Genomic DNA, 19947 nt, shown 5'->3' with positions numbered 1-19947 from the left:
CGGGGTGATCACTTGCCGGTGACGGCGTAGTACTGCAGGTCCTGCACGTTCGGCGTGCTAACCACGGTGAACGGCGAGTCAGCGGTCTTCACCGTTGTTCCACCGCGAATCACCTTCGCCTGCACGGCGCCGAGCTTCAGCGGAGCTGTGAACGACGACACACCAGCCGGTGCGTCGAAGGTCGAGGTCGACCCGCCCACGGTGATCTGCACCGTTGCGGGGGCGGTGAGGAAGACCAGCGCCTCGACCTCATCGCGCACGTCGTTCTGGCTGCCGCTCAGCGTCGGCCGGATCGGCGTGTGCTTCACCGTCGTCGTCGCGTTCGCGAACTGCTTGCGGTGGGTCAGAAACAGCTGATCCTTAGTGATCTTCGGAGCAACGCCCGTGTGGAACCAGTCGGCGTAGTACCGGTTGATCTGCAGGTAGGCGCTGCCGTGCGCGGCGGACGGAGCGAACTGCGTGGACTCGCTGTAGTCGTTCCAGGTCACCATCTGCACGTACTCGACATCGTCACGGATGGCCTTCGCCCATCCTGCGCGCAGTGCCGCCGTGTTGTCGGCCTCGGCGTAGGCACCCAGCCGCGGACGCATGTCCTGCGGGGCGACCGGCTCCATCCAGTCCTTGCCGAGCTTCTCGGCCTGCGCGTCGTAGTCGGGAAGCTGGTTGATCACGCGGGGGTTGCGCTCGCCCCAGTTGCCGAAGCTGTCCGAGAACGGCGCGAACGCCTTCATGTTGGCTTCGCTGGCGTTCAGGAACGCCGCCTGGAAGGTGATCGGAACGCCGTACTTGATCTCGAGCAGCGAGACGATCTGCTGGAACCACTCCGCTCCCGGGCCCTCGGCCTTGAACGACGAGAGCAGGTACTCGGTGCCCTCCTTGAGAGCCGCGGCGCTCTTGAAGAGGGGCGCCAGTGCTGCGGCGACCTCGGCCGGCGTCAGCCGCGAGATGCTCGTCGTGCCGTCGATCATCGGAATGATCTTGAAGTTCTCTTTCTCACCCGCGGCGAACAGATTCACCGTGGTGGTCCAGTTGAGTCCCGAGACGCCCATGATGTTCACGAAGAAGCCGTCGATGCCGGCGGTCTTGGCCTGCTGGATCTCGGTGCGCAGGTTGTCGAGCTGCCAGGTGGGCGACGCCGACTGTCCGACCGGGATGGGTCGGTCACGAAGGAGACCGCCGTACGCGGCGTGCATGCCGCCCTCGCCGGCGACCGGCAGGTAGTTGCGGGTGTAGTAGTCCGATTCCGTCGGCTTGTTGTCCAGCGACAGCGGGAACGGCGGGAAGTACACCGCGAGCACCTTCTTGTCACTCGTCGACGCGGCCGGCGGGGCGACCGGCTGCGACGGCACAGCGGCGGTATCGCTATCCTCGAGGCTCAGGATCAGCTTGGGGGCGTTGGCTCCGGCGCCGACGAACGTGGTGCCGACGGCAGCCTGCGAGTACTGCACGCGAAGCGCGAAGGCGCCCGACGTCGACAGGGTGCTGAGATTCTGCAGCGGGATCGTGACAGCTTGCCCGGCGCGCACCTGGGGAGCGGTGGTGTTCAGGCGCACGGTGCTGTCGGCGAGCTTGTTCGCGTCGGTGAGTGTGTTCTCGCTCCACGATGACGGTGCGCTGTAGACCTGTACGCCAGGCTTGGTGGCCTGGGTCGTGGCGACCCGGAGCACCAGCTGAGCGCCGACGATCTTCTTGCCCTTGAGGGCGGCGCCGTCGAACTTGATGTAGGTGCGGTCCTGGGTGGAACTCGTGCTGAGGTAGGGCAGATCCCCGTGGACGGCCGCGGGCTTGCGCGAGGTGGTGAACGTGGCTTCGGTCGCGGAGAGCGTCGTCTGGCTGGCTGCTGCGTTCGCAGCGGCGCCGCCCAGCGGCGTGGTGGGAAGAATCACTCCCACGGCGACGGCCAGCGCGGCGAGGATGGCGACATGGACACGTCGCCCGAAGCGGGCGCGGGCACGCCGATGATCGGTGAGGGGAGGGGTATTCATAGGGCCTTTCGGATCCGGGTACTGTTCGACCCCGGTGCTTTCACACCGGCCGCCCTCCCCCGAGTTGCCCCTCAATGATAACGTTTCGGACACAGTAGCGCGAATCGAGGCGTCATCCCGTCTCCGAGTACAGCTCCTCGAGCCGGTCAGCGATGGCTGCCATGCTCTTCGTCTCGACCACTGCCGACCGTCCTCGTCCCCCGGCAGCACGAGCCGATTCCGGGTCTGACAGGAGCGTGGCGATGGCCGTCCGCAGTGCCGGTGCCGACGGTTCGACGACGATCCCGGCCTGATGCGTCGCGACGAACTCGGCCAATCCGCAGGAGCTCGTCACGACCACCGGAAGCCCGACCGACATCGCCTCCAGGACCGACATCGGATAGGGCTCGTCGACGCTGGGCAGAACGTAGATCGAGGCATCCCTCATCCGCACCAGCGTCTCCTCAGGAGCGAGCGCGCCCTCCCAGCGCAGGCGGTCACCGAGACCTGCGGCGGCGATGACCTGCTCGACCTCGACCCCGGCGCCCTCGTCCGGACCTACGATGCAGAACCGGACATCGGGGAACTCCGTCGCGAGCTCGGACGCCACCTCGGCGAACATCACCGGGTTCTTACGGGGAGCGAGCCGGGCGAGATAGAGCACCTCACGGATGCCCTCTCTCGGTTCTTCCCGCGCCGCGATCGGCACACCGTTCGAGAGATGGGTCAACTGCGTCCGCCCACGTCCGACCGCCTCCAGCGACCGGCGCTCCTTCTCTGTGAGGTACGTGACCGCCGACGCCGAGCGAAGAGCAGGCCGGGTGAGAGCCGCGTCGAGCGGGACGGCGAGTGGATTGTCGGACTCGTCGATCATGCCGTGCGTCTGCAACACCGTGCGAACCCCGGAACGCTGAGCGAGCCGGGCGGCGGGCAACGTGACCAGGTCTCGAGCCGCGTGCACGTGCACGACGTCGAAGAGTCGGACGTTCGATCGCACGCCCCGAAGAAGCCCTGGCGAGGTCAGTCCCGCGAAACCAGCGCCGGGCAGGAAGGTGCGCGCCGGATACAGCCGCAGCGGCACTCCGTCGAGCTGCGTCGGCGGGGCGCCGGCATACCCCCGGTGGCTGCCGGCGAGCACGACCTCGTGCCCGCGTTCCGCGAGCTCGCGCAGCTGGTTGACCGCGACTCGCAGCGGACCTCCGTACTCACCGTGGGGGCTGACGAGGGTCACCACACCGAGGATCCTCATCGCAACGAGGATTCCTGGGCACGCGGGGCGAGCACGACCGCACCCGGCTGGACGTCCGCGGAGACCAGCGCGGTTGCCCCGACCACGGCATCCGCACCTACGGTCACGCCGCGGAGAATCGTCGCGCGCGCGGCGATCCACGCTCCGTCCTGAATATGGATGGGCGCGTTGTCGAATTCGAACGACGGGGACCGGCGATCGTGGCTGCCCGTGCACAGGAACGCCGCCTGCGACACGCATACGTCGGCGCCGATCCGGATCGGCTCGAGGTTGAGCAGCCAGACCCGCTCGCCGATCCACGAGTCATCGCCGATCTCGAGCTTCCACGGCCAGTGCACGCGCACTCCTGCCCGCAGGTTCACGCCCGAGCCGATCCGCGCGCCGAACGCCCTGAGCACCGCAACCCGCACTCGCGGGGGCACGAACCAGGGAATCACGAGCAGACTCGAGGCCATCTGCCACGCCGCCTGCCACCCCACTCCGCGCCCCTTGTCGTAGCCGGCACCGGTGAAGTCCCCAAGCTTTCTCCGCATCCCCATGCGGGCATACTACTGGAGGCCTGCATCTGTCACACTTGCTCCATGTTCAAGTCACGAGCTGTGGGGACAGCACTGGCGATCATCCTCGCATTCACCCTCACCGGCTGCTTCGCACCGGCTGCTCCCGAGCAGAAGCCGGCCACCGTCGTTAAGACGATCGACGAATTGCAGGGGCAGAAGGTGAAGCTGCAGAATGGCGAAAGCCTCGGCATCGACACCCAGGGCGAGGACGCGGTCATCTACGACGCGATGATCCTCGACAGCAGTATCGGGGCGTACGAGCCGTCGCGCGACGGGAGCGAGATTCGGATCAAGGCGGTGGCGCCCGGAACGACGGATGTGCTGCTCGGCGATCCCGACCAGACCGTGCCGGATGTGTCCTTCACCCTGATCGTCGGCGAATGATAACGTCGTCCGCGAACGTCCGTCAGGCACGCAATCGAACCACAAGCTGAACCAGAGCTCATCCGACGCTTTCAGCGATAGAGTCGAAGGGCGACGCTGTCACATGCGTCGCTGGCGCGGTCCGGCATCCCCAGTGCCTCGCGTCAGATGCGGAGCTGTCCCCAGCGGCCCGTGTCAGCGGCCCCTGCTGAGTCCCCACTCGCTGGGGCCGCTCCCGTCTTCTCTGCCGGGCATGCGAAAAGGCGGCCACCCGCGAGGGTGACCGCCTTTCTGACCGGAGGGCGTCTCAGAGCGCGAGGTGCTGTCGCACCGTGCGCGCCAACGATTCCGCGTGGGAGTTCGCGGTCTCGGCATCCGCTGCCTCGACCATCACGCGCACGAGCGGCTCGGTGCCCGACTTGCGCAGCAGCACCCGGCCGGTCGCGCCCAGCTGGGCCTCGACGTCCTTCACGGCTTCCTGTACGCCGGCGTGATCCGAGACGGCGTCCTTGTCGACGTCCTTCACGTTGATCATCACCTGCGGGTAGACCGTCATGATCGAGGCCAGTTCGGCGATCGACTTCTTCTGACGCGCCATCTCGGCGACCAGGTGGAGCCCCGTGAGCAGGCCGTCGCCGGTGGTGGCGAAATCGCTCATGATCACGTGACCCGACTGCTCGCCGCCGAGCGAGTAGCCGCCGGCGTTCATGTCCTCGAGCACGTAACGGTCGCCCACCGCGGTCTGACGCACGGTGATGCCCTGCTCGCGCATGGCGATGTGCAGGCCGAGGTTGCTCATCACGGTGGCGACGAGCGTGTCGTCGACCAGCTTGCCGCGGCTCTTCATCGCCACGGCCAGGATGGCCATGATCTGGTCGCCGTCGACGATCTTCCCGTCGGCGTCGACGGCGAGGCAGCGGTCGGCGTCGCCGTCGTGTGCGATGCCGATGTCGGCTCCGACGCGGATGACCTCCGCCGCGAGCTTGTCGAGGTGGGTCGATCCGACGCCGTCGTTGATGTTCAGGCCATCGGGATCCGCCCCGATGACGGTGACCTTGGCGCCCGCCGCGGTGAACACCTCGGGCGAGGCGCCGGATGCCGCGCCGTTGGCGCAGTCGAGAACGACGTGGATGCCGTCGAGCCGGTGCGGCAGCGAGGCCAGCAGGTGCATGACGTAGCGATCCTCGGCATCCGAGAACCGGATGACGCGACCGACGTCGCCGCCGGTCGGCTGCAGCTTCTCCCGAGACTCGATGTGCTCTTCGATGCGCTGTTCGACGACATCGGGCAGCTTCACTCCGCCGCGCGCGAAGATCTTGATGCCGTTGTCGGGGGCCGCGTTGTGCGAGGCCGAGATCATCACGCCGAAGTCGGCGTCGATGTCCGAGATGAGGAACGCCGCGGCCGGCGTGGGCAGGATGCCCGCATCGAGCACATCCACGCCCGACGACGCGAGACCCGCCTCGACCGCGGCGCTGAGGAAGTGCCCCGAGATGCGCGGATCACGCGCGACGACAGCGGTGAGCCGCTTGCCGGCGGTGCGACGCGCCTCGGCGATACGGCCCTGGCCCAGGACGACAGCAGTCGCCTGGGCCAGGTGGAGCGCAAGTTCGGCGGTGAGGAGCTGACCGTTGGCCAGCCCCCGCACGCCGTCCGTTCCGAACAGTGCCATAACAGGAACTGCGCGGATCAGCGCTTCGAGTACTGAGGAGCCTTGCGGGCCTTCTTGAGACCGGCCTTCTTGCGCTCGATGACGCGAGCGTCGCGCGAGAGGAAGCCGGCCTTCTTGAGGGTCGGGCGGTTGTTCTCGGCGTCGATGTTGTTCAGCGCACGGGCGATGCCGAGGCGCAGCGCGCCGGCCTGGCCCGAGTCGCCGCCACCCGAGATGCGGGCGATGACGTCGTACGCACCCTGCAGGTTCAGCACCGTGAAGGGGTCGTTGATCAGCTGCTGGTGCAGCTTGTTCGGGAAGTAGTCCTCGAGCGTGCGACCGTTGATGGTGATGGTGCCCGAGCCGGGAACCAGACGCACGCGGGCGATGGCCTGCTTGCGACGGCCGACAGCGGCACCGGGAACGGAGAGCACGGGGCGGGGAGCCGACTCCTGGACCTCTGCCTCAGGGCTCGAGGTCGAGAAGGTCTGCGGGAATTCGGTGGTGTCCTGGATTTCAGCCACGAGTATGTCCTTAAGTCTTACGGCGCTTACTGGGCGACCTGGTCGAGGGTGTACGGCGTGGGCTGCTGAGCGGCGTGCGGGTGCTCGGCACCTGCGTACACCTTGAGCTTCGACAGCTGCTGACGACCCAGGGTGTTCTTCGGGAGCATGCCGCGGACGGCCTTCTCCACGGCGCGAACCGGGTGCTTCTCGAGGAGCTCGGCGTAGCTCGTGGCGGTCAGACCGCCCGGGTAGCCGGAGTGGCGGTAGGCCATCTTCTTCTGGAGCTTCTGACCCGTGAGGGCGACCTTCTCGGCGTTGACGATGATGACGAAGTCACCCACGTCGACGTGCGGGGCGAAGGTGGGCTTGTGCTTGCCACGCAGGATTGCTGCTGCGTGCGATGCCAGGCGGCCGAGAACGACGTCGGTGGCGTCGATGACGATCCAGTCACGCTGGACCTGCCCGGCCTTCGGGGTGTAAGTGCGCGTCACGATAGTGCTGCTTTCTTGATTCGAACGGAGAGGTTCGTGAATCCCACTCCGGGGTGGGTTCCGTCTCGAGGATCCGAGTGGAACACGCGCCAGTGGAGGGCTCACGTTCGCGGGTGCGACCGCAGTTGATCACACACCAAGGGTCAACCTTACAGCATCCGGAGGCTGAGGCCGAACTACTCGGCCTCGGCGGTCACCAGGATCGGGCGATGGTCGCTCGTGGCCTGCGGCAGGGTCGTGATCTTCGAGATGTCGAAGCCGACCGAGGTCGCGAAGTCGTAGTGCCCCTTGAACACGCGGTAGCGCGTGTACGTGCGGTCGTCGCTGAGGGTGAGCGTGTACCCGTGGTCGCGCACGGTCTGGCCGAGGCTCTCTTTGAACACGGGGTAGTTGTAGTCGCCCACCATGAGCACGGGCATCCCGGGGCCGAGGTCCTGCAGGGCGTCGAGACCCGCTCTGATCTGATTGCGGCGCAGCGAGTTGAGCGCGGTGAGGGGCGCGGCGTGGAACGACGCGACGATCAGCCCCCGCCCGGTGTCGATGTCGCGCAGCTGCGCGCCGAGCACACGCTCGTGCGCGGGCTTCAGCACCCGATCGTGCAGCGACTTCTTCAGCCCGATCGTGCGCACCTGCTCGACCTGGAACGTGTTGCGGCGCAGGTACATCGCGAGCCCTAGCCGATTGCCGCTGGTGGTGTGCACGAGGGAGAGTCCGCCGATGGCATCCGGAAGGGCCGTGGTGTCGCACTCCTGCAGACAGAGGATGTCGGGATCGTGCTCCGCGACGAGCGCCGCCAGCTCCGTTGCGGCGCGATGCTTGCGAAGGTTATACGAGATCACTCTCATGCCCGCCACGTTACCGGCGCCATCCGAGCGCGCGACGGGGTTGCGCGAGAGGCTCGACCGGGACTATTCCTCGTCGCGGTCGCGTCGGGCGCGCGTCTGCTCGGCGCGGGATGCCAGCAGTTCGTCAGCCGGATACCCGACCTCGACGAGAGTGAGTCCCCTCGCCGGCAGCACCTTGAACGCGCTCGTGCGGGTGAGCTCGTCGCGCAGCCGGGCGACATCCACCACCTCGAGCTTGCCCTCCCCCACCGCCACGCACGCGCCGACCAGGGCGCGAACCATGCTGTGGCAGAACGCGTCGGCCTTCACCTCGGCGATCAGCACGCCGTCGCGATCGCGTGTCCACCGGTAGTCGAGCAGGGTGCGGATCGTCGTCGCTTCCTCCCGCGGCTTGCAGTAGGCGGCGAAGTCGTGCAGGCCGATGAGGGTCTGCGCTGACGCATCCATCCGCCCGACGTCGAGCGCGGCGCGGATCGTCGTGGTGTCGTTGCGGCGCATCGGGTCGTAGCCGACCGTGGCGTCGGCGAGCCGGTAGGCGTACCGACGCCACACGGCCGAGAAGCGCGCGTCGAATCCCCCGGGCGCGAGGCTGGTGCGGGTGACGGTCACGTCGGGGTAGTTGCCGAGCACACCCCGGATGCGACGGGCGAGCGACCCCGCAGGATCGGTGGCCGCATGGCCGTGCCGCGTCTGCAGCCGAGCCCACTGGGCGTCATCGAGGTCGACGTGCGCGACCTGATCGGAGGCGTGCACCCCGGCATCCGTCCGACCCGCGACGACCAGCTGCGCCTCGGAGCCGAGGATGCGGGCGAGCGCCGCCTCGATCGTGCCCTGCACCGTGCGCAGGCCCGGCTGCTTGGCCCAGCCGCGGAAATGGGTGCCGTCGTAGGCGATGTCGAGGCGGATGCGCACCTGTTCAGCCTAGACGCGAGGGCCGGCCGCGGATGTCGGCGGTTGATGCCTAGGATGCCTGACCGACGCGTTTCTTGAGTCGCATATAGTTTCGATATTTGCGGAGAAGTGGTACAGTTTTCTTCGTAATTCTGCTTGACTTGTGGTTGGCCGGCGTTTAGGCTTTTCACATGTCAGCATCCGCTCTGCACCCGTTGCGAGAAGCCGTCACGGCTCTCGCCGGGGTGTGGGCGGATGCCGGCTCCGCGGCCGACCTCGACCGGTCAGACCTCGTGTCGATGACCCGCGCCATCGGGTCCGCGCGGCGGGCGCTGGATGCCCTGCAGGCCGACGTCGCCGCGGCCATCGCGCACGAATCCCGACCGGAGCTGGGTGCGGAGTCGCTGGCGAAGCAGCAAGGATTCCGCAACACCGCGCAGCTCATCGCGACCACCACCGGCACCAGCGCGGGAGACGCGGCGCGGCTGGTGAAAGTCGGCGAGGCGATCGCGCCCCGGCAGAACCTGCTCGGCGAGCCGGCGCCGGCGAAGTACCCGGCCGTGCAGGGTGCCGTCACCTCCGGCCGCCTGGGTGGTACCGGGGCGGCGGTGATCGTGGAGTTCCTCGACCGGGCCCGGATCGGGGCCGACAAAGATCTTGTGGCGGATGTCGAGCAGCAGCTCGTCGAGCGGGCCGTGGGACTGTCGCTGGATGACGTGCGCCGACTCGTCAAGCGCGCCGAAGCGGTACTCGAAGCCGACAAGCTCGAAGCGCGAGAAGAAGAACACCGCGCGCAGCGGGCGCTGAGCATGTTCGAACGCGACGGCATGCTGCACCTCAACCTCGTCACCCCCGTCGAAGAAGGCGCGCCGATCAAAGCCGCGATCGACGGATACGTGTCGGCACAGTTCCAGGCCCGCAAAGACCTGGCCGACACGGGCGTCGTTGATGCGGATGCCGATCAGCGCACCGTCACCATGATGCGCGCCGACGCCCTCACCCTGTTCTGCGCGCACGCGCTCGACTGCGACAGCCGGATGCCCGTCAGCGGTGCCACCGTCATCGTCCGCATCAACGCATCGGATCTCGAAGCGGGCACGGGCGCGGGAAGCATCGACGGGATCGACCAGCCCATCTCCGTCACCGCGATCCGCCGGATGGCCGCCAGCGGCGGCGTCATCCCCTGCGTGCTCGACAGCGCCGGGGACATCCTCGACTGGGGACGCGAGAAGCGCCTGTTCACCCGACAGCAGAAAGTCGCCCTCGTCGACCGAGACGGCGGATGCGCGATGTGCGGACTCCCACCGAACATGACCGAAGTGCACCACATCGCCTGGTGGAACCGAGACACCGGGCCGACGGACCTCGCCAACGGGATCCTGCTGTGCTCGACCTGTCACCATCGCATCCATGACAACGGGTGGGAGATCCGGATCGAGAACACCGATGCGCGCTCGGGCATCAGGGGACGAGTGTGGTTCATCCCACCACCACACATCGATCGCACCCGCGCACCCCGCCTCGGCGGCAGAGCCCGCTACGACATCGCCGCCTGACGGCGCCGATCGCTGCGCTCTGCTCTGCCCTGGCAGTCCCGCGGCCTTGCCGGAGGCTGCGGCCCGGCCGCGCTGCCCCGCTTGACCCGCGCGACCCCGCTGGCACGCGCCACCAGGAATCGCTGCCTCAGACCGCGACCTTCGGCTTCGCCCACGACCGACCTCGCGTGTCCTTGAGGATCGTGTACTCCACATCGACGTGCGGCTCGATCGCGCTGTACTTGTCGTTCGGCGCGCCGATCACGAGCTGGAAGCCCAGCCCCCGCCACGCGCCGATCGCGCGCTTGGTGAAGTGCGCGTCGGCCTTGATCAGCGCCTCGTCCATGAACACCGGGGCGTAGCGCGGACGCGACGCGCCGGCATCCCCCAGCTGATATCGCAGAGCCGCGCCGACGATGAACGCGACCAGCTCCTGCGACTCACCACCCGACTTCTCGCCGATGTGGTCGTACAGGGCGACGTGCTCCCCCGTCTCGGCGAGCACCCGCTCGGCCGACACGCGCACGTGGTTGCGCACATCGATCAGCTCGGCGAAGTCGGGCGCCGTGCGACGCATCCGCCCGATCAGACGGCTCATCCGCTTGTACGCGTGCTCGCGCTCGTCGTCGGTCGATGCCGCCTCGATCAGCCCGCGCACCTCGCGCAGCTCTCGACGGAAGCGCCGGCGGGCCTCGGACTGGTTCTCGCGCGGCGAGATCTGCAGGCGATGCCGGTCGTCGTAGAACGGCAGCTCGCGCATGATGCTGTTGATCGGCTCGATGCGCTCCCTGATCTCGCGCACCGATCGGCTCAGCGTCGAATCGAGGCTGGTCAGGTCGTTGCCCGAGAGCCCCAGCAGACTGTCGCGCCATTCGCTCTCGAGCTCGTGCAGCCCGTTCGTACGCAGCGCCTCGAGGATGCCGAGGAACTCGGGCACCGAGGCATCCGGATCCGGCAGCAGGTTGAGGTTCGGCCACCTCTCGAGGAACGACGACATCAGCTGCAGCATCCGCTCCCGCTGCTCGTCGTGCGCCTCGACCGCGGCGCGGCGATCGGATGCCAGGCGTGCCGCCGCCGACGTCAGCGCCAGGTCGAGCCGAGCGAGGCGGTCGCTCGCCGACGCCCCCGCGCCCTCCCCCGCACCGCGGTCGAGCATGAACCGTTCATCGAGGAACGCCGCCTGCGCATCGCCGACCGACATCTCCGCCGCCTCGTCGACCACCCGCTGGCACTCGTCGACGTCGTCGGTCACCGCACCCCAGCGCTCCTGGGCGTCGGCGCGCTGCGCGCCGAGCGCGCCGATCTCGTCGCGCAGCACGGCGGCTCGAACTTTCAGGCTCTCGGCGCGCTCGCGCAGATCGGCGATCTCGGGATTCGTCGTGGTGACCTCCGCCTCGACGGCCTGCCAGCGCTCGACCTCCGCTTCGAGGGACGCGACGTCGATCTGCTCCCAGGTCAGGTCATGGATCATCGCGAATGCCGTCGAGCGCTGCTCGATGGCATCCATCGCCGCCTCCGCGTCGGTCACGGCGGCGGTCGCCGCCGCCGCCTCCGCCTCGAGCGCCGCGGCCTGCTCGTCGAGTGCGCGCAGGCGCCGCTCGTTCGAGAAGCCCAGTACGTTCTCGCGCCCGTGCCCGCCGTGCGCGCCCCGACTGCCCTGCGACATCTGACCCGCGATGGTGAGCGCCATCGAGTGCGCCCCCAGCTGCGCCGACGAGTCGACGCACACGAACCCGAAGCGCTCGTCGAGGCGCTGCTGCAGCCAGCCGGTGAACGGCGTGGAGCGGTGGTCGACACGGCCGGGCAGGGTTCGCGCATCGGCGTTCGGCGACTCGGCCAGCCCGGTCTGGACGCCTTCGTAGCGCAGCCGGATCGGCAGGCGCACCTCGTCGATCGCCGCCCGGAACCGGTCGAGGTGCGCGTCGTCGAGCAGGATCGTCGTCGCGAACCCGCCGAGGGCGAGATTGAACGCCTCGCGCCACGGCTCGAACTCGGTGCGCACCTCGATCAGCTCGCCCACGAACGGCAGGGCGTCGACGTCGAGACCGGCCGCCTCGGCCAGCAGCACGCGTGCCCGGTCGAGGGCGGGAGGGATGCTGCCGCGCAGCCGATCCGCCTCCGCCCGCTCCTCGGCGAGCGCACGACGGCGCTTCGCGAGCGCCTGCCGGGCGGACTCGGCCTCGGCGAACGTCGCCCTGGCCTGCCGGCGAGCGGATGCTTCGGACTGTGCCGCGCGGGCGGCCGTCTGCACCTCGGCGAACTCCGCGGCCGTCGCCGCCGACAGTCCGAGCTCGGTCAGCACCGCGTCGAACCGGTCGCGCTCGCGCCGCACCTCGGCGAGGCGCCGCTCGACCGCGCGCAGTTCGCGCTGCGCGGTCTCGAGCCGGTCGCCGCCGGACTGACGCAGCAGGTCGAGCAGGCCGTCGCGCTCGGCTTCGGCGGCGTCGACGAGCGCCTTCTTCTCACGCAGGGTCAGATCGAGAGCGTGCGTGCGGTCGCGCAGCTCGTCCTCGACCTCGCGCAGCAGATCGAGGCGGCGCTGGGCCCGCCACAGCGTCGCGCGCGAGTCGGGTGAGGCGAAGTCGCCCACCTCGTCGATCAGGCGCACCCGCTCTGCGGCCGCGGTGATGCGATCCCGGATGCCAGGGATCGGCTCGAGCGCGTTCACCTGCTGGCGCGCGGTGATCATGCTCGCGCGGGTGCTCTCGAGCTCGTCGAAGTGCGCGACCACGGCATCCGCCGTCGCCATCGTCTCGGGCTCTTCGAGAACCAGCCGCTTGTACAGATCGTCGACCGTCGTGATCTGCTGACCGGCCTGGATGCGGGCGAGCAGGCTCATCGCCTTCGCGCCGGAACCCGCCGCGCCGATGCCCAGCACGGCGTGCAGGCGAGCTGAGAACTCGCGGTCGGTGCCGAGAGTGTCGAGCCCTAGGGCGCGCAGCGCCGAGTCGGCGAGCCGCTGCGAGGCGGCCTCTTCGAGGCGGGCGAGGTCGAAGAACCCGTCGGTCGTCGCACGCACCCGCACGGTGTCTTCGAGGACGCGCGCACCCGCCGGGATGTACCAGGCGCGCAGCGCCGTGAACCGGGATCCGTCGTGGTCGAGCCACGTCATCGCGATGGCCGTCCAGGTGTCTTCGCCGTCGCCGCGCAGCACGCGCAGCCTGGTGCCCTCGTCGGTGCGCGACTCGTCGATCTTGCCGCGACCGTACGAGAGGATGTTGCGCTGCTCGTCCCCCCGCGGGCGGCCGGTGATCCCGCCGTTGGAGGCGCCGTTGAACGGTGTGGTGTGCGGCATCATCAGGGCGATGTAGGCATCCATCAGAGTCGACTTGCCCGATCCGGAGCCGCCGCACAGCATGGTCGCGTTCGGTGAGAACCGCACCCGGTGCGGTCCGCCGTCGTAGCCGCCCCAGTTGATCAGCTGCAGGTCTTCGGCGACCCACTGCTGGCCGCGGGAATCTGCGGGGATCAGGCCGAAGAGCGTGTCGAGCATCGTCACCGCGCTGCCTCCTTCTGAGCGGTTGCCGCTCGGGATGCCTGCTGCGCCGCCTGCTCGCGCAGCCACGCGCGCAGCTCGGCGAGCTTCTCGGCGCTCAGCACCACCTCGACCAGCGGGCTGATCCGGTAGCGCCCGAGAGTCTCCTCGTCGATCACGCCCTCGCGGTCGAGCCGCTCGAGCGCCGCGCGGATCGCCTTCTGCTGACGAGCCGTGCTGCCGTCGGCATCCGTCAGATAGCTGAGCACCGTCTGCTCGATGTCTTCGATGTCGATGCGCGGCGCCGGCTCCCCCGCCGCCGACTCGCGCTGGAAGACCGTGCGCAGATGCACGAGCACGAGCGTCTCGGTGCGGTTGTACGGCGCGTCCTTGAGCAGGATCGGCACCTCGAACTCGTCGGAGCGCACCTGCTGCTTGTACGCCACACCGCGGCCGAGGTCGACGACCAGGCGCAGATACAGGTCGTGCATGCGCGACTCGATCAGCTGCTGGTGCTCGAGCAGCAGCGCCCATTCGGCGCGGCTGTCGGCGCTGAGGAACCGCCGCTGCAGCACGTGCACGAGCACGCGTCGCACCTCCGGGTCGAGCGTGCCGCGGTCTCCGGGGAAGAGCTCATCGGGGTCGTCCTCCATCGCGACGGGCGCGATGAACGGCGCCTCGGTGTGGGCGTCCGCGCGGTCGTCGGATCGCCCAGGGATGGAGAACGCCGGTCCCACGGCATCCCCACCCGCGTTCTCCATCCCGGACCCGGATGTCCGACCCCGGGCCATCGACTCAGGGATGGAGAACGCCGGTCCCACGGCATCCCCACCCGCGTTGTCCATCTCCGGCGCGGATGCCTGGCGGGTGGCCGGGCCGGAAGCGGCAGTCTCGTCAGTCATCGTCGTCCTCCTCGGCTGCGCGAGCGGTCGCCGAGACGAACGCGAAGCGCCTCGTGGTGCCGTCGGGGCGCAGCGTCTCGACGGTCGACAGACCGTCGGTCTCGTTCATGCCGTTGCGGTGCGCGATCTCGAGCAGACCGACCAGGTCGACCGGGCGGCGCGTGTCGTCGGGAGCGTGCGCGAAGGCATCCCCCAGGTCGAATCCCTCGCCGAGACCCGCCACGTACGCCTCGAGCTCGGCATACCTCGGGCCGCCCCACGAGCGTGAGTCGGCTTCGAGGTACTCGACGTCGTCGGCATCCGTCAGCGGGGCGGGAGCGCCGGGCGGGCGTACGTCGCCCACCGTCTGACGCAGCCGACCGAGGTCGATCAGCGGCAGGCTGCGCACCGGCTCGACCGTCGCACTCGCCGGCGCGGTCTGCGCCCAGTGGTGCAGCCCGGAGATGACATCGCGCAGCAGGTCGTCGATCTGCCGATCACGCAGCGGGTCGTGCGTCTTCACCTGTCCGGTGATCACGTGCGAGGCGCGGCGCTGAGCGGCCAGCACCTCTTCGACCCCCAGCTCGACCCGGCGGCCGATCGCGTCGAACTCCGCCCGCTGCGTCTGGTCGAGGTGCCGGGCGAAGGGATGCGCGAGCAGGTCGTGCAGCTGCTCGGTGAGGGCGTCGATGCGGTCCGGGTCGCCGATCAGCCGCAGGGCTCCGGCGAAGGCCCGCCCTTCGGGAGTCGACTGCATGACGTCCTTGGCGCGCTGCAGGTATTCGCGCAGCACCTCGCCGGTCGGTCGCTCATCACGGCGCAGGTGCGCGACGACATCGCGCTGCATCGCCTTGAGCGACTCGGCCACGCGGGTGAAGTCGGCGGGCAGCTCGCGCGCCAGATGCAGGATGTTCTCGGCCTCTTCGTACAGCTCCTCGTCGTCGACGAGAACCGTGCCGTTCGCCTGCACCCGCAGGATCTCGGCGTCGAGCGCATCCCGTTCGGCGGTGAGGCGCGCGATCCGCTTCACCGGGTCGGCTTCGGCCTCGTCGGCCAGCCGTTCGACCGCGTCGAGCAGGGTGCGCACGCGCGAGTTCGACACGCGGGTGCGCCCGCCGCCGGTGCGGCCGGTGATCTCGAGCGCCTCGACAGCATGCGCCGAGAGCCGGTACACCTCGACGTCTTCGTCGATCTGCTGCACGAGCCAGCCCTGCTTCGCCCAGGTGCGGCACACCTCGCGGCCACTGCCGGAGGGGATGCGGCGGTCGTCATCGTCGTGGCCGGCGGCACGCAGCTCGTCGAGAGCCTCGGCGACCTCGGCATGGGCATCCGCGACGGGAACGGCGGGACGTTCGGCCGAGAACAGCATCGACAGCGCGGCGATGACGAACGGCGCCTGGCGACCGTGAAGCAGCCCCAGCGTCGGCGTTCGGAACGCCGCGAGGGAGCGAGAGTATGCCGCCTCGGCACGCGCGCCAGTCATCGGCTCCAGTTTATCGGGCAGGTCGGACGCTGCAGTCTCCCGCCGGCCCCGCCGGCCCTGCCGGCCCCCGCGAGACTTGCGTTGCAGCATGAAACCGACCTTCGGCAGGCAGGTCCCGTGCTGGAACACACGTCTCGTCGTCGTAGACGCCCCCGGCCCCCGCGAAGCGTGCCCGGAGACGACGAAACCCCCGGCGAACCGGGGGTCTTCATCTGTAGCAGGAGCGGGGCTTGAACCCGCGACCTCACGATTATGAGTCGTGCGCTCTCACCAACTGAGCTACCCTGCCGCAGGGCATCCGATCGAAATGCGAATGCTGCGAGCCCCGAGTCAGGATTGAACTGACGACCCCTTCCTTACCATGGAAGTGCTCTGCCACTGAGCTATCGGGGCGTGCTGCCCGTCTCCGGGCAACCAGATGAGATTATCACCTCGCGGTGTCTCGCGCGAAATCGAGGCCTAGTACTCGTAACGCCCGGCGTTTCGCTGCATCCACGGCAGCGGATCGACGGTCGAGCCGTTGATGATGATCTCGAAATGCAGGTGCGCGCCGTACGAACGACCGGTGTTGCCGACGTGACCGATGACGTCGCCCACCTTGACCTTGTCGCCGGCCTTGACCTGCATCGAGCCGTGCTGCATGTGCGCGTAGTGGCTCGTCACGACCTGACCGTCGATGACGTGGTCGATGTAGATCGTCACGCCGTATGCGCCGCCGGATTCGGTGGCGGTGCGCACCGTGCCGTCGGCGATCGCCTGGATGGGCGCGCCCTCTCCCGGAACGAGGTCGATGCCGGCGTGCAGTCGGCCCCAGCGCTGTCCGTAGGGCGAGCTCATCGCCACGCCGACCTTGAACGGCCACTGGATGGCCGCCTCGGGGTCGTTCGTGTACAGGCTCTCGGAGAACTTGATGCCCTCTTCGGCGGCGACCTGCGCGAGCGAGATCGTCGAGTACGAGTCGGAGCGGGCGAGCGACTCGCCCTGCACGTCGGCGGGGGCGACGAACGCCTGAATCTCGCCATCGCCCTTCTTCGCCGAGGAAGAGGCGGCAGATGTGCCGGCGACGAGGGATGCCTTTGCGCCACCCTGCGTGGCGGCGACGGCAGAGACGGGCAGAGTCATCGACACGGCGATGAGGCCGGCGACGCCCATGATGCCGAGGCTCGCGCCCGCGGCGACGAACCGCGCGACGCGCGGCCGCCGCGGAGCGACGTGCGAGACCACGACGCCCGCAGACACGGGCTGGTCGGCGACGGGAACCTCGTCGACGGGCTGGTCATCGACGGGACGGAAGCCGAAGGCCTCCGATGCGGCCGCGAACGGATCGGAGCCGGTCGGGGCTGCGCCGGCGGGCGCCGTCGCGGAAGAGTCGGTGGATGCCGAGACTGCGACGGGATCGACGATCGCGGCCGGCTCCTCGCGCACAGCGGGCGCGGGGGCGGGTGCTGCGGCGGATGCCATAGATGCGACGATCTCGGCGATGACCGCCGCGGGCGCGGCGATGACGGCCTCGGGCTCGGCGATGGTCTGCGCCTCGGAACTTCCGCCTGCGGACATCCGGCGTGCGCGGCGGCTGGTCGCGGCAGCCGAGACGGCGGCGGCGGTCACGGCCGCAGCGGCGGCGACAGCGGATGCCGAAGAAGGGACGACCTGGTCTGCATTCGGAGTCGTCGAATCCGCGGGGACCACTGAAGCGGCGCGAAGTCGATTCGAACGACGCGTCGGGGCAGCGGCGTTCTCTGTGTGCTCAGGGGGCAAAACGGATCTTTCGGGTTTCTGGTCAAGCTGGGGAAGGGCTTGGTCACTCTCGCCATTCGGGCGACGAAAGTAACGATCGGATAAACGCTATCGTGCTCAGGCTGAAAAAGCCATGAGTCCGAACATACCGTTCAGCCGCGCGGGTCGGAGATCAGCTCGCACAGTCGACGGTGGATGTCGGGGCCGCCGGCGACCAGCATCGGCCTGGCGGCGGAGGGATCGAGGCGGGTGACGAGTCCCCCGGCCTCCTCGACGAGGAGCGCTCCGGCGGCGAAGTCCCAGGGCTTCAACCCGCGCTCGAAGAAGCCGTCGAGGCGTCCGGCCGCAAGGTAGGCGAGGTCGATCGCCGCGGATCCCATGCGTCGCACGTCGCGGGCCATGGCCATCGCGCGCCTGACCGTGGCCAGGTCGCCGTCATGGGTCGACGGGTCGTACCCGAAGCCGGTGCCGAGCAGGGCTCCGGCGGGCGTCTCGGTGGTGACGGCCAGACGCGTGCCGTCGAGCCATGCACCCTCGCCGCGGACTGCGGTGAACAGCTCACCCAGCGCGGGCGCGCACACGGCTGCGGCGACACCCTGCCAGTGCTCGGGGTCGGGCTCGCCCTCGACGACGGCGATGCTCACCGAGTACCCGGGGATGCCGTACGCGTAGTTGACCGTGCCGTCGATCGGGTCGACGACCCACGTGCATCCGCTCGAAGAGCGCTCGGCACCCGTCTCCTCGCCGAGGAACCCGTCGTCCGGACGCTCGGCCCGCACTCGCTCGCGGATGAGGTGCTCGACCTCGCGGTCGGCCTCGGTCACGATGTCGGCGATGGTGGATTTGGTCGCGGCGAGCGCCACACCCTCGGAGCGCCGACGGCGAGCCAGTTCGCCGGCTTCGCGCGCGACCTCAGCGACGAGTGCCCCCAGATCGGCTGCGGTCACTGCTGATCCTCGGAACCCTGCGGAGCGTGCGGCTCAGCAGTCGGCGGGACCGGGGGCGCGGGCGGAACCGGCGGCGCAGACGGAGACTGCGACGCCGCCGGAGACTGCGGCGCAGACGGAGACTGCGGCACCGGCGGAGGGGTCGGGGCGGCGGTGGGGTGGGGCATCGACGGCGCGGACGGAACCGTCGGAACGCCGGGTCCGCCGTGCGCCGCTCCCGGCGCGGGGTGCGTACCCGGAGCGCCCGGCATGGGCGGCACTCCGGCCGCGCCCGACCCCGACGGCATCCCCGGAGCGGCCGGCGCAGGCCACGCGGCCGGCGCAGGAGGCGCAGGCGGAGCCGAAGGCGCACCCGCTGCGGGCCCGCCCTCGTGCCGCCCGGGAACATGCGCGAACGGCGCGCTGTCGTCCCGCGTCGGCTCGACCCGCGGCGCTACGGTCGGCGACCCGGTCGGCGCGCCGGGGTGAGCAGCCTGCCCGTACGCGTGATGCGGATCCTCGAGCTGCGGGAAGGTCGACGACGTCTGCTGCGGCGCGTACGTCGGACGGCCGGTGTAGTACGCGTTGAAGTCGGGGCTGCCATCGGGAAGCGCCGGCAGCGGCGTGCGGCCGTCGGCGTAGGTCGGCCACATCTGCTGCGGAGCGACCGCGACGACCGGGCGCGCGGGCCGAGGCGCACGCGGCGCGAACAGGGCGTTCAGCAGCGGGATCAGGGTGGTGCCGACGGCGGTGAGGATCGCCAGCGCGACCACGATGCGCCAGTACAGGTCGTCGTACCTGAACTGGTCGGGGAAAGTGAGGTGGAACACCAGCAGCGCGACCAGGCCGGCGAGCATCGCGAAAGTGACCATGACGATCACCCGCGTGAACGTCGTGACGTAGCGGCGGGAGGCCTTCGTGAACAGACGCACGTGCGCCAAGGCGAGCTGCAGGACCGCGATCACGAGCAGGAACTGGAAGAACCTCGCGCCCTCCCAGCCGAAGGGCTCGGCGATGTCGTGCGGCAGCCAGATCTTCACGGCGCCGACGAGCAGCACGATGATCCAGCTGATCATGCTGGTGAGGGCGAGCCAGTCGGGGCGGCGCTCGGCCAGATGCGCCTCGGCGATCGCGACGCCTGCGAACAGGGCGAGCAGCAGGATCGTGAGGAACGCCCGCCCGATCAGTCCGTCCTGATCGCCGACCAGAACCCAGACCACACATACCAGGGCCGCGGCGATCAGAGCGCCGATCGCGATCCAGATGGCACCGCGCAGCAGCTTCGAGGACATGGGCTGGTTCGCATCGGCTTTCGCCGGATGCTCGGCTGACGGTGTGGCGTCGGACATGGTGAGATCCTCCCCGGTCGGTGGTCTCATCCTCGCATGCA

At 69.3% G+C, this 19947-nt stretch carries 16 protein-coding genes and 2 tRNA genes; 2 read left to right on the top strand and 16 right to left on the bottom strand.

Annotated elements, in window-relative coordinates:
• Window positions 1–8: 8 nt before the first annotated feature.
• From ACWGSM_RS06975 to ACWGSM_RS06965, 3 genes are all read right to left on the bottom strand, one after another.
• A complete protein-coding gene (locus tag ACWGSM_RS06975) occupies window positions 9–1985 on the bottom strand; it encodes an endo-1,3-alpha-glucanase family glycosylhydrolase (protein ID WP_452322199.1) in 1977 nt (658 codons plus the stop codon).
• Window positions 1986–2097: 112 nt separating this feature from the next.
• Window positions 2098–3213 carry a glycosyltransferase gene (locus tag ACWGSM_RS06970; RefSeq protein ID WP_452322198.1) on the bottom strand — a complete coding sequence of 372 codons (1116 nt, stop codon included), beginning with the start codon at window positions 3211–3213 and terminating at the stop codon, window positions 2098–2100.
• Window positions 3210–3752: a putative colanic acid biosynthesis acetyltransferase gene (locus tag ACWGSM_RS06965; protein WP_452322197.1), complete on the bottom strand. Its 543-nt coding sequence runs from the start codon at window positions 3750–3752 to the stop codon at window positions 3210–3212. The genes ACWGSM_RS06970 and ACWGSM_RS06965 overlap by 4 nt, the downstream gene beginning before the upstream one ends.
• Before the next feature lie 42 nt (window positions 3753–3794).
• On the opposite strand from ACWGSM_RS06965, the gene ACWGSM_RS06960 reads away from it, so the two are divergent.
• A complete protein-coding gene (locus ACWGSM_RS06960; RefSeq protein ID WP_452322196.1) occupies window positions 3795–4157 on the top strand; it encodes a hypothetical protein in 363 nt (120 codons plus the stop codon).
• A 286-nt stretch (window positions 4158–4443) separates the two neighbouring features.
• On the opposite strand, the gene glmM is transcribed toward ACWGSM_RS06960, so the two are convergent.
• The 5 genes from glmM to truA form a co-directional block, all read right to left on the bottom strand.
• Complete coding sequence (gene glmM / locus ACWGSM_RS06955) at window positions 4444–5808, bottom strand: phosphoglucosamine mutase (RefSeq protein WP_452322195.1); 1365 nt, start codon at window positions 5806–5808, stop codon at window positions 4444–4446.
• A 17-nt stretch (window positions 5809–5825) separates the two neighbouring features.
• Window positions 5826–6311, bottom strand: coding sequence for a 30S ribosomal protein S9 (rpsI, locus tag ACWGSM_RS06950; RefSeq protein WP_071640480.1), 486 nt, complete (start codon window positions 6309–6311; stop codon window positions 5826–5828).
• A 26-nt stretch (window positions 6312–6337) separates the two neighbouring features.
• Window positions 6338–6784, bottom strand: a complete 447-nt coding sequence (gene rplM / locus ACWGSM_RS06945) for a 50S ribosomal protein L13 (protein ID WP_452322194.1) — start codon at window positions 6782–6784, stop codon at window positions 6338–6340.
• A gap of 176 nt (window positions 6785–6960) precedes the next feature.
• A complete protein-coding gene (locus ACWGSM_RS06940) occupies window positions 6961–7629 on the bottom strand; it encodes an endonuclease/exonuclease/phosphatase family protein (protein ID WP_271638490.1) in 669 nt (222 codons plus the stop codon).
• A gap of 63 nt (window positions 7630–7692) precedes the next feature.
• Window positions 7693–8541 carry a tRNA pseudouridine(38-40) synthase TruA gene (truA, locus tag ACWGSM_RS06935; RefSeq protein WP_452322193.1) on the bottom strand — a complete coding sequence of 283 codons (849 nt, stop codon included), beginning with the start codon at window positions 8539–8541 and terminating at the stop codon, window positions 7693–7695.
• 170 nt (window positions 8542–8711) lie between these two features.
• On the opposite strand from truA, the gene ACWGSM_RS06930 reads away from it, so the two are divergent.
• A complete protein-coding gene (locus ACWGSM_RS06930; protein WP_452322192.1) occupies window positions 8712–10076 on the top strand; it encodes a DUF222 domain-containing protein in 1365 nt (454 codons plus the stop codon).
• Between the two features lie 127 nt (window positions 10077–10203).
• Here ACWGSM_RS06930 and ACWGSM_RS06925 read toward each other — a convergent pair whose 3' ends face one another.
• From ACWGSM_RS06925 to ACWGSM_RS06890, 8 genes are all read right to left on the bottom strand, one after another.
• The gene (locus tag ACWGSM_RS06925) at window positions 10204–13554 is read right to left on the bottom strand and encodes an ATP-binding protein (protein ID WP_452322191.1); all 3351 of its coding nucleotides are present in this window, start codon (window positions 13552–13554) and stop codon (window positions 10204–10206) included.
• Window positions 13551–14432 (bottom strand): DUF4194 domain-containing protein, encoded by an 882-nt coding sequence (locus tag ACWGSM_RS06920; RefSeq protein WP_452322190.1) that lies wholly within the window; start codon window positions 14430–14432, stop codon window positions 13551–13553. The genes ACWGSM_RS06925 and ACWGSM_RS06920 overlap by 4 nt, the downstream gene beginning before the upstream one ends.
• Window positions 14425–15894, bottom strand: a complete 1470-nt coding sequence (locus ACWGSM_RS06915; protein WP_452322189.1) for a DUF3375 domain-containing protein — start codon at window positions 15892–15894, stop codon at window positions 14425–14427. The genes ACWGSM_RS06920 and ACWGSM_RS06915 overlap by 8 nt, the downstream gene beginning before the upstream one ends.
• Window positions 15895–16109: 215 nt before the next feature.
• Window positions 16110–16183, bottom strand: a tRNA-Met gene (locus ACWGSM_RS06910).
• A 32-nt stretch (window positions 16184–16215) separates the two neighbouring features.
• Window positions 16216–16287, bottom strand: a tRNA-Thr gene (locus tag ACWGSM_RS06905).
• Between the two features lie 66 nt (window positions 16288–16353).
• A complete protein-coding gene (locus ACWGSM_RS06900; RefSeq protein ID WP_452322188.1) occupies window positions 16354–17502 on the bottom strand; it encodes a M23 family metallopeptidase in 1149 nt (382 codons plus the stop codon).
• Window positions 17503–17783: 281 nt separating this feature from the next.
• A complete protein-coding gene (locus tag ACWGSM_RS06895; protein WP_452322187.1) occupies window positions 17784–18578 on the bottom strand; it encodes an inositol monophosphatase family protein in 795 nt (264 codons plus the stop codon).
• Window positions 18575–19906, bottom strand: a complete 1332-nt coding sequence (locus tag ACWGSM_RS06890) for a hypothetical protein (RefSeq protein ID WP_452322186.1) — start codon at window positions 19904–19906, stop codon at window positions 18575–18577. The genes ACWGSM_RS06895 and ACWGSM_RS06890 overlap by 4 nt, the downstream gene beginning before the upstream one ends.
• Window positions 19907–19947: the final 41 nt, after the last annotated feature.

This window comes from Microbacterium sp. NPDC055521 (assembly GCF_053619695.1).
Note: the sequence above shows the minus strand (reverse complement) of the source record. Positions and strands in the feature narration are given on the sequence as shown.